Origin of the sequence: Bacillus sp. JJ664 (assembly GCF_036962205.1) — a bacterium.
Taxonomy (GTDB): Bacteria; Bacillota; Bacilli; order Bacillales; family Bacillaceae_G; genus Gottfriedia.
Genome location: NZ_JBALMS010000211.1, coordinates 1 through 1,520, shown reverse-complemented (window position 1 = coordinate 1,520; position 1,520 = coordinate 1). Strand labels below are relative to the sequence as shown.

Genomic DNA, 1,520 nt, shown 5'->3' with positions numbered 1-1,520 from the left:
AATCGAATTACCATATTCATTAACTAATGCTCCTCGGAATTTTAGATAGACAATATGATTTTTATAAGTTTTGTCTATGCCACTAATCATGATTCCACTCTTAGGGTTTGATGCATGAAGATTAATCACATTCTCGGAAACTTCAACTTTATTAATCAATAAAAAATTTGTATCTTGAGTGATGCCACGGAAAAAATTGAAATAGATAAAAATTGATAAAATGAATATGACAGATGCAATGAAATACATTATTTTTCTACCCATTTTCAAATCCTTCCTAACCCTATAATTTTAATTTGTTACATTCTATTAATTTTTAGAAAATCCTTTCTTAAAATCACTAAAATTTGGTATTTTTAAGTTAGACTAATTTTATATCTTACTGAAAACATTTTTTGAATGGAGTTGTCTCATGATGCCAGAAGTAAAAATTATGCTAAGCGATGAAGAGATCATGCTTACTTTTCATACAGTCAAACAACTAAGACCTCATTTAGATCAAACTGAATATGTAAGTAAAATCAGACGATTAATGGTAAAACATGATTATTCCTTAATAGTAGTCATTGAAGAAGATGATGTAATGGCTGTAGCAGGTTATAGATTTACTGAATCATTAGCATGGGATCGATACTTATATGTTGATGATTTAATTACAAACGAAAGTAGAAGAAAAAATGGATATGCTAAAATTTTATGGAACTGGTTAATTCAAGAAGCCTCGAAAAAAGGATGTAAACAATTTCATTTAGACTCAGGTGTAAATAGATTTGATGCACATCGTTTTTACCTAAAGAATGGTTTGGATATTACATGTCATCATTTTCAAAAGAATATTGATTAGTACTTTTAAGCAATTTTCATATTTTTTAATTACGGTCAAAACGAAATTTCCCAAAATTTAGGATTGTCATCAATCAGTGATATACTATTTTCAAACAGCAATAGGAGGCAATAATGTAATGGTTGAAAAAAATTCAAAACGGCTTGCAAATCTATCTTTGTTGGTTGCATCAACTGGATTTGTCGCAACAATGCCGTTTCAAGCAAAAATCATTCAAATATTATCAGGAGGATTTGAAGCTGCACTAGTAGGGGGACTTGCCGATTGGTTCGCTGTTACAGCAATGTTTAGACACCCACTTAATATTCCAATCCCGCATACAGCTTTACTTCCTAAAAATAGAGCTAAAATCACTGAAGGTATTTTATCTTCATTGAATAATCAATGGCTTAGTAAAGAAAGTTTAATTGAAAAAGTAAATGAACAGCAATGGATTGAAAAAGGTGTAGACTCTTTTGAAAATATGCTGAATGATGAAGATTCTAAAGAAAAAATCATATCTTCCATACAGGAATTTGGCTCTTCAATTCAAAAGGAATCAATAGAAAAAATCATTCAAGATTCATTACATACAACCCTTCATTCTATATCAAGTGAAAAAATCTGGAGCAATGTGATCGACAAGATTTTCCAGAATGGGTGGGATGAAAAAACATATGAATTTTTAATTGATAAA

Annotated in this window: 3 protein-coding genes; 2 read left to right on the top strand and 1 reads right to left on the bottom strand. The window is 29.7% G+C overall.

All coding sequences use genetic code 11. The features are described from left to right. Positions 1-264: hypothetical protein (locus tag V7056_RS20305; RefSeq protein ID WP_499704198.1), on the bottom strand; the 264-nt coding region annotated here is incomplete at its 3' end. A gap of 151 nt (positions 265-415) precedes the next feature. Between V7056_RS20305 and V7056_RS20300 the strand changes: the two genes are divergently transcribed. Further along, positions 416-844 carry a GNAT family N-acetyltransferase gene (locus V7056_RS20300; protein WP_499704197.1) on the top strand — a complete coding sequence of 143 codons (429 nt, stop codon included), beginning with the start codon at positions 416-418 and terminating at the stop codon, positions 842-844. Between the two features lie 118 nt (positions 845-962). Next, a partial coding sequence (locus V7056_RS20295) for a DUF445 family protein (RefSeq protein WP_499704196.1) occupies positions 963-1,520 on the top strand: 558 nt, incomplete at its 3' end.

Coding starts and splice junctions, on each gene's coding strand:
- V7056_RS20300 (WP_499704197.1), top strand. CDS start 416: ATGCCAGAAGTAAAAATTATGCTAAGCGATGAAGAGATCATGCTTACT.